Origin of the sequence: Parasynechococcus sp. (genome assembly GCF_042954245.1) — a bacterium.
Taxonomy (GTDB): Bacteria; Cyanobacteriota; Cyanobacteriia; order PCC-6307; family Cyanobiaceae; genus Parasynechococcus.
In genome coordinates this window covers 1-8,230 of the sequence record NZ_JBGKDP010000140.1, presented here as the reverse complement: position 1 = coordinate 8,230, position 8,230 = coordinate 1, and the positions used below count along the sequence as shown (strand labels likewise).

Annotated in this window: 9 protein-coding genes and 1 pseudogene; 2 read left to right on the top strand and 8 right to left on the bottom strand. The window is 58.2% G+C overall.

Features of this window, described 5'->3' with window-relative positions:
• Together ACGVJ8_RS06195 and ACGVJ8_RS06190 are read left to right on the top strand one after the other, a co-directional pair.
• A pseudogene (locus ACGVJ8_RS06195) lies at window positions 1-233 on the top strand (hypothetical protein); the annotation flags it as partial.
• A gap of 39 nt (window positions 234-272) precedes the next feature.
• Entirely contained in the window at window positions 273-521 is a 249-nt protein-coding gene (locus ACGVJ8_RS06190) for a hypothetical protein (protein WP_392346412.1), read from the top strand.
• Window positions 522-657: 136 nt separating this feature from the next.
• On the opposite strand, the gene fmt is transcribed toward ACGVJ8_RS06190, so the two are convergent.
• The 8 genes from fmt to ACGVJ8_RS06150 all read right to left on the bottom strand — a co-directional run.
• On the bottom strand, window positions 658-1,674 hold the full coding sequence (fmt, locus tag ACGVJ8_RS06185; RefSeq protein ID WP_392346410.1) for a methionyl-tRNA formyltransferase: 1,017 nt from the start codon (window positions 1,672-1,674) through the stop codon (window positions 658-660).
• 2 nt (window positions 1,675-1,676) lie between these two features.
• On the bottom strand, window positions 1,677-3,047 hold the full coding sequence (locus tag ACGVJ8_RS06180; protein WP_392346407.1) for a TldD/PmbA family protein: 1,371 nt from the start codon (window positions 3,045-3,047) through the stop codon (window positions 1,677-1,679).
• On the bottom strand, window positions 3,047-4,456 hold the full coding sequence (locus ACGVJ8_RS06175) for a TldD/PmbA family protein (protein ID WP_392346405.1): 1,410 nt from the start codon (window positions 4,454-4,456) through the stop codon (window positions 3,047-3,049). Before ACGVJ8_RS06175 ends, ACGVJ8_RS06180 begins: the two co-directional genes overlap by 1 nt.
• Before the next feature lie 31 nt (window positions 4,457-4,487).
• Window positions 4,488-5,558, bottom strand: coding sequence for a magnesium-protoporphyrin IX monomethyl ester (oxidative) cyclase (gene acsF, locus ACGVJ8_RS06170; RefSeq protein WP_392346403.1), 1,071 nt, complete (start codon window positions 5,556-5,558; stop codon window positions 4,488-4,490).
• A 66-nt stretch (window positions 5,559-5,624) separates the two neighbouring features.
• Entirely contained in the window at window positions 5,625-6,062 is a 438-nt protein-coding gene (locus ACGVJ8_RS06165) for a DUF2996 domain-containing protein (RefSeq protein WP_392346401.1), read from the bottom strand.
• A gap of 45 nt (window positions 6,063-6,107) precedes the next feature.
• Window positions 6,108-6,584, bottom strand: a complete 477-nt coding sequence (locus ACGVJ8_RS06160) for a hypothetical protein (RefSeq protein WP_392346399.1) — start codon at window positions 6,582-6,584, stop codon at window positions 6,108-6,110.
• Entirely contained in the window at window positions 6,581-7,189 is a 609-nt protein-coding gene (locus ACGVJ8_RS06155) for a flavin prenyltransferase UbiX (protein WP_392346397.1), read from the bottom strand. Before ACGVJ8_RS06155 ends, ACGVJ8_RS06160 begins: the two co-directional genes overlap by 4 nt.
• Window positions 7,190-7,192: 3 nt before the next feature.
• Window positions 7,193-8,230, bottom strand: a 1,038-nt coding sequence (locus tag ACGVJ8_RS06150; RefSeq protein WP_392346395.1) for a S1 RNA-binding domain-containing protein, incomplete at its 5' end; no start/stop codon positions are given.

Below are 8,230 nucleotides of genomic sequence, written 5' to 3'. Positions count from 1 at the left end.
GACCCATAAACGCTGAATGGCTTGCTGGGCGTCTCTGCGCTGGCTATGGAGTCGTCTCTGGGACAAGCAAGGAATCTCCGTATCTGGATGGAGCGATTCGAATGCAATACCCCGTGTTCAAGGCATTCGGGCTCGACCTCTCCGGCTGTTATTTCGGTACGCTGAACGTCGACTTTGCACCCCTGGAAGTTGTACTCTCAGATCCCGATCATTTATTCGGGAAGGTGCAATAGACCGATCTCCACCTACTAGAAACATGCTCGTTCTGGCATGTGGAGATCAAGGCAAGTGAAGCTGAGGTTGTTAGCGGCTGGATTTACTACCCCCATCCCGAGACCAAGGAACGTTATTGGCAACCGCCAACAACACTGGGGTTGCTTGCACCGCGACTAAGTGAAGTGGAAGCCGGCGGCACCATTCATCTTCGTGATGAAAGCGGACGGATCAAACTTGTGAACACGATTCGCCTGCGTGCACGGTTACTTGCATTTCTCAAATTCAGAGTGCTGGCATCGCAGTAAACATTTTTTGAGGCCGACACACTGGCGAAACGGCAACAATGACTCTCGACGATGTTTCCGGAAGCTCTTCAACTCTCCAAACAGGATCTTGACCGGGTCTGGACGCAAGCGCGTTCGCTGTACACGGAATCCTGAATCAACTCCCGCCGAAGCGTTCTCCAGGAGTGGCCTTGAGTTGCTGCAACAGAACGGGTGCTGTGCTGCGCGCCTTTCCTTCCAGCTGAGCCTCCCGAATCAGAAGGGGGCAGCCTGAACTGCTGACCACAAGCCCCAATTCCTCAAGCACGGCCAGGATTGTTCCTGGTGGATGCCCTCCGGTGGGCCATTGGCCCACGAGTTGCCGCACTTCAGCGCTGAGTTGATCCTGCAAGCGCTCGATCAGTGGCTCAGTGCGCAGCACCTTCAAACGTTTGCCCTGCCAGTGGGTAAACGCTCCGGGATGAAGCCCCATCACTTTGCGATGAATGCTGAGCGCAGGGGCTGACCAATCCAATTGGAAATCCTGCTTTTCCAACATGCGGGCATAGGTTGACTCCTCGGCCTGACCGCGCACATCGAGTCTTGCCAATCTCTCGTCTTCGCTACCCGGACCGGCCGCTTCAATCAGGGGCATGGCCTGCACCATCAGCTCTGCAGTAAGAGCGCTGAGCCGTTCGGCTAAAGTGATGTAGGTGTCCAGCAGCTGGATCGGGGTGCGTTGCTCGAGCAGCACAGGGCCGGTATCGAGCCCTTCTTCCATGGCCATGATCCCTACACCCGTTACCTGATCTCCTCCGAGCAGGGCCCACTGGATGGGACCCGCACCCCGCCAACGCGGTAGAAGTGATCCGTGGCCGTTCCAGCAGCCCAGGGGAGGTTGCTGCAACACATCCTTGGGGAAGATCTGTCCGAAGGCAACAACCACCGAGGCATCGGCACCGAGTGCAGCAAGCTTGGCCTTGCAATCATCATCCCGTCGGATCCGATTAGGGGTGAACACCGGAAGACCAAGCTCTTCCGCCCTCGCCTTGACCGGTGATGGAACCAACTGTTTGCCGCGACCACGTCGCCGATCCGGCTGGGTCACCACCCCAACGATGGTGTGACCCGCCCCATGCAATGCATCAAGGGTCGGCACCGCATAGACCGGTGTTCCCCAGAACAGAATTTTCAACGTCAGGCTTCGCCGGTGATGGAGAGCTCATCCACCCAAATATGGGGGGAAACACCACGGTGGGTGACTTCAGAATTAGCTTCCAGGTGAGTAATCCCCTTGAGAACAGAGCGGATATCACCAGCAACCGTTGCTGCTTCAACGGAGACCCGTTCGCCGTTGTTCACCAACCAGCCGTCGAAGGGCAAGGAGAAGGAGCCCTGGGTGGCTTTCACACCGGCATGGAGAGCTGACAGATCCTCAATCAGAACGAAGGGGTCTGACTCGGTGCGGTGATCGAGGGTGTTGCCACTGCTCTCTTGCGGGTTGGAACTGACCACAAACCAGTCGGGACCAACCGAAACCTTGGCTCCAAGACCTGCGTGACCGGTGGGTTGAACACCGAAGGCCCGGGCCGTGGCTTCTGAGTGAAGGAAATTCCGCAGAGTTCCGCCCTCAATCAAGGAGAGCCGCCGGGTTGGTGTTCCTTCGCCATCAAAGGCTGCCGCACTGATGTGTCCAGGATGGAGGCCATCATCGTGGAGATTGAAGAAGGGAACCGCCAGATCGGATCCAATCGAATCCCGATGGCTCAAGCTCACCCCATCGAGCACCGAACGAGCATTGAACATGCTGCTGAATGCACCAAGCAAGGAAAGAAAGGCCTCAGGTGTGAAACAAACCCGGTAGTTCCCGGTTTCGATCGGGCGATAGTCCAGATGGCTGATTGTGCGATCAACCGCTTCGCTGATGCAGCCTTGAACATCCAGTTCGCTGCTGCCAAGACCCAGACGAACAGCACCACCACTGCGAGGCTTGCGACCTGTTTCTTCCGCTCTTGCGTAGAGGTACAAGCTGGCTTGGGTGCGCTCCATCTGGCGCAGTGCTCCATCGCTGTTGAGATAGAGGCTTTGGGATAGGGATTCCGCCAGTCCGTTGTACGGGACAGTCTGGATGGCTGGATGGCGACCAAGTAGATCGGCTTCTGCATCCCGAAGGGTGTCCAGCAGAGGAAGGATTCCCTGTCGGGGTTGAAGCGGTCGATCGAGCTCGGGGAGTGGAGCTGTTGCCAGTGATGAGAACTGAGGGATTTCCTCGGGATTGCCAAAATGGCTGGCCGCGTGGGCCTCCACCAGAGCTTGTTCCAACCCGCTATCCGAAAGATCAGTGGTGCTGGTGATGCCCACTAGGCCGTCGTTGTTCCAGACCCGCACGGTGATTGAGCTCCGCTGCGAAGCCTTGAGTTGTTTGGCCTCACCGCGATCCACCTGAACGGAGCAGTCGTCGCTGCAGGCGGCACCAAGGTCCCAACGACGAATGCCTTCTCGGGACGCGAGGATCTGAAGGCGATCCCTGAGATCTGTGGCATTGAGGCTATTGTTACTGGACATCATCAACGGCCCCCCACCGTGATCGAATCAACCTTGATATGGGGTTGGCCCACGGTGACGAACACACTCCCACTGACGGATCCGCAGAACCCGGCAGCCAGTTCAAGATCGTTGGCACACATCGAAATGCGAGGCATGACCTCCTTCGCATCACCGATCAACGTGGCCCCTTTCACCGGTTTGGTGAGTTCGCCGTTTTCGATCAGATAACCCTCTTCAACAGAGAAATTGAACTGACCCGTTGGGCCGACACTTCCCCCACCCATGGCCTTGCAGTACAGGCCTTGGTCGACGGATTCAATCAACTGCTCAGGGGTATGCGAGCCCGCATCGATGAAGGTGTTGCGCATCCGGCTCGCAGCGGCGAAGGCATGGCTCTGACGTCGGCCGCTTCCGGTGCGTTTGTGACCTGTGCGGAGTTCACCGGCCCGGTCACTAATGAACCGTTGCAGCACGCCGTCTTTGATCAGAACGGTGCGCTCTGGTTCCATCCCTTCGTCGTCCATCGAAAGGGAACCGAAGGATCCACCACTCAGCCCTTCATCGATGGCGGTGACAGCTGGATGAGCGATTCGTTGACCAACGCAGTCAGCGAAGGGAGTGGTGCCCCGTTCGATCTGGGTTGTTTCGAGCAGGTGACCACAGGCCTCGTGGAAAATCACGCCACCGAAGCGATTGGCGAGAACAGCAGGCATTTGTCCAGCATCCACGTAGTCGGCACGCAACATCGTTCCAGCGCTGTTGCAAACCTCAGCTGCACTGGCCTCGGAATCCCAGTCCCGAAGATCATCCGGACGATCGGAACTGCCATAGCGGCGGCCAATGCTGGACCGGTGATCTCCGTCGGCGGCGAGAACGGAAAGACCGGTCGACTGATGCAGGCGGATGTCGCGGGCGAAAGTGCCATCGGATGCAGCCACCAGCACTTCTTGCCAGTCCCGGGCGTAGCTGCCGCGGCGCACCTGAAGGTGCTGACCGAGACGATTGAGATGGGCTGTGCCCTTAAGCAGGCACTGGCTGGCCTGATCCAGGGATGGACAACGTTCCAGCCAGTCGGCTTTGGCCAGACCGTGGTCGGTCAGCCGTTTCAGCCCTTCGAACGTTGTAGGCGAAGTGAGCTGTTGAGCCTCGAGACCGAGCATGGCGAGGGCCTGATCAAGGGCCCGCGTCAGCCCAGCTTCGCTGAGGTCGTTGGTGCTCACGAAGCCATCTCGGCCATCACGGAACACCCTGAGGCCAGCGCCACGAGCGAAGGAAGGATTGACACTGGTGATCCGATCCTGTTCTGCCAGCAAACCGATGTGATCGGTGCGCTCGAGGAACACCTCCACCAGGTCGGCTCCTGCAGCACTACCGCGATGAAGCAAGGACTCCATGAGTCCTCGCCACTGATTCGAAAAGGCGTTGGTCAAGAAATCTCCTCGATTGGGCTGGGGTAACCCCTCAGCGCACAGCAGGCTGGAAGCGATCGCTGTCGATGGCAGGCATCAGGAACAGCTTGGCCATTTCGGCACCATTACCGATCCAGAAGGGCAACTTCCGCAGTAGCTTCACAGGAGCGATGGCATTGCTGGCGTCGGCCTTCTCCAGGGCGGCGTTGTTGGCGACCAGGCGTTCGAGGCGCGTCCAGAACTTGTCGTTATTCACATCGAGAACAACAGGGAAAACGCGCGCAGAGGTTTCGTTGGTCTTCTCGATCACCATCTGGTCGTAGGTGCGAGCGTCCAAGCCAAGGGCCTCGTAGAACTCCTTGCGGGCCACGTCGCGCACATACATGGTGGCGAACACCGCCAGCAGGAAGAAGCGGCACCAGAGTTTGGCGATCGGGCCACGAACCGTGTCCGGTTGCGCCTTCATCAGGGCATCGAAGAAATCACCGTGGCGATTTTCGTCCTGACACCAGTTCTCGAAAAAATTGAAGATCGGGAAGATCTTGCTGTCGGGATTCTTTTCGAGGTGGCGGTAAATGGCGATGTAACGCCAGTAGCCGATCTTTTCAGACAGGTAGGTGGCGTAGAAGATAAATTTCGGTTTAAAGAAGGTGTAGTCCTTGTTGGCCGTCAGGAAGCCGAGATCCAGCTGCATGCCGAAGTCGCTCATCGACTTGTTGAGGAAGCCGGCGTGGCGAGCTTCGTCACGTGCCATGTGGGCAAAGCATTCGGCCAAAAGAGGATTTTTGGCTTTGATCCGACGGCTCAGCTCTTTGTAGAGGAGAAATCCTGAAAATTCAGACGTGCAGCTCTGCTCAAGGAATTCGATGAAGACCTTGCGGGTTTCCGGATCGAGCTTGTCGGCGGCACCTTCGAACTCTTCGTTGCGAACGAAGTGATGGCGATTGTAGTCCTTCCTGAACTCTTCACAGATGGCTTCTAGTTCAGCCTCATTGGGCTGAAGATCCATCGCCGCCATCGCTTCGAAATCGGTGGTGTAGAAGCGAGGCGTCAAGATTGTGTCCTTGACAGGATCCTTGATGGCTACAGCGCTGCCTTCGGCCACGGCGGTGGGAGGGACCATCAGTTACGGATCACGATCCTGCCAATGTAGGCGCGTCAGCCCAACCTCCGAGGCCAACACGAGTAGTTAGTTACCTCCCAGCCATTTTTGGCCGTTGAGCCGTTGCAACAGGCGGGAGACGAGAAGGGGCAAGGACATCCGCTTCTCATCGATCAGAAAGCTTTCTAGCAGTGTTGGCTCACTACCGGCATCAGCCAAAGCAATCACCTTGGAACTGTTGATGTCGGCCTTGGAAAAGCAGACCCAGAAGCGGCGACCCCCAGGCAGTTCACCGACCACCATCGGACATTCACCACCAACGACGGGACGCTGCCCATCCACGCGCTCAAGCAGCTCAGCAGTGATGTCGTGCTCGGCCAGTTGTTTGGCGACGGCCGGCAAAAACAGCGTGTCGATGAATTCAGGGAAGGGCTTGTCCTCCGGCTTCGGCGGCTTGGCTTTCGGCGCTGGCTTGGCAGGGGCCTCTCGACCTGAAGTCTGCTTCTCGACAGGGGTTTTGCTCACCGATCCAGCATTGCTGGTACAACTGTAAGCAGCTTGGTTGGTTGCTTACCAGTTCGCATCCGGATCATCGCCCCAATCACTGAACTCCTGTGGTGGACAAGCCACGGTTGAAGCTTGTAGCGGATGGGGGTCTAATGCAGGGCGCTGAATCACGCGGTAGGTTACCGAGACCGTTGGAGCCGTTTCTCTCACATCCCTCTCGGGGCAATGGTTTGCGCTGGATCTGGGTGCCGATTCATGGGCGACGTACTCCGTCTCTTCGAATTCGGGTTGGACGGGGGAACGGCGTTTGCGGCTCAGAGGGCGTTCCGCGGGCAAAACAAGAAACGCTGCGACAGCGGCGGCTCCGGCAGCACCACCAACGCCGGCCAGCGCCGTCCATGCCCCCACGGGAAGTGCAGGCGTCGTCCACATCAACAGGCGGATCCAAGTCTTGTCTCCGACATTGGTGGCCGACAACGTCAGCAAGGCGAGCAGTGGAGCCAAGCAGGGGATCAGCAGCAGCCGCTGAAACATGCTCATTCAAGGGGGCCGTTCCAGCGGTTCAGGGGTGCGAGATCGTCCTCCAAGCCATCGAACAGGCGCACCACCAAAAAGTCCACCATCTCCTCCAACGAATCGGGCTGGGTGTACCAAGCCGGTATGGGCGCGGCAATGGTGGCTCCGGCTTCAGCCAGGCCGGTGAGGTTGCGGAGGTGAATCAGGTTGAAGGGCATCTCCCGGGGAGCAATCACCAGGGGACGGCGCTCCTTGAGGTGCACATCCGCACAACGTTCGATTAGATCAGCCGCAATGCCGGCATGGATCCGTCCAACGGTTCCCATGCTGCAGGGAACGATGACCATCGCCCGGGTTCGGTAGCTGCCACTGGCGATGCAGGCGGCTTGATCATTCCAGCGATGACAGATGAGTTCGCCGCTCTCTACCCCAAGCCTGACCCTCCAGAACTCTCGCTGCTTCAGAGGATCCACAGGAATGGAAAGCCCCTGTTCCGCACGAAAGACCTCATGGGCGCCGTGGCTGAGCACGAGATGAACAACACGCCCGCGCTGCAACAGAAGCTGAAGGGCACGCTCGGCAAGGGGTTGGGCGGATGCACCGGTGACCGCCAGAACGTAGGGATGCATCACTCAGCGCTCGCTGAGAGCAACAGGCAGCGGCTCCGACGATTCAGGCTCGCTAGAAGCATCGGAACCCTGGCTGATGACCTCAAGGTCGATCTGGTTGTGCAGAACATCCACATTGATCACGCGCACCTGAACGGCGTCTCCGAGTTGATAGGTCTGACGGTTCTTGCGCCCGACCAAGCGATTCTGGCGTGATCTGTATTCGTACCAGTCATCGTTGAGGGAGCTCACATGAACCAGCCCCTCAACGCGACTCTCACCAACTTCCACGAAAAAGCCATAGCTCTGCACACCACTGATGCAACCTTCCACCTGTTCGCCGATCAGGGGCTGGGCTGAACGGGCCTGGATCATCGACAGCAGATCCTTTTCCAGTTCCAACACCTGACGCCGACGGGTGTTGAGCCGTTGCACGGTGCGCTTGTTTACCAATCCGTTCAGCTTCTCGTCCTGGGATGCCGTGAACAGGGGCCATGTGAGATCAGCACCGGCACCCTTGAGCCCAAGCTTCAGGCGCGTCTTGTGACGCACGGTTGGACGATCCTTGGCATCGGTGAGCAGCACTACGATCACCTGTTGATTCACCAGGTGGGCGTAGTGCTGGGTGGCACAGGTCCACGGGGTCAGTGACGTGTTGGGGCTGGTCGAACCAGCCTCTTCCCCATCAGAATCTGCTGCCGCTGGGGTGGCTTCTGTGGATGCCACAAGGCTGAGCGGTGGCAGGGCATGACTAAGCTGCTGTTCAAGCACCCGGCGTTGGCTGCTGTCTTTGAACACCTGAATCAGTTCCGAAGGTGATGGGCAGCCGTCGTCATCCAGTTCCAGGGGAAGATCCAGGGCAATGGCTGTCTTCGCCACATCGGTCAGCACGCTGCCATCAGGCTCATTCACCTCGATGGTGATCCCAGGCAATTGGAGATCGAGTCGTTGTGCGGTCCATGCACGGTCGGCAGCCCTCAACAGAGGCTGAAGGAACGCATGGGGGTCTACCGGGTTGAACGCATCAACCCAGCGATGCCGCAAACCGGATGGATCTGCGCT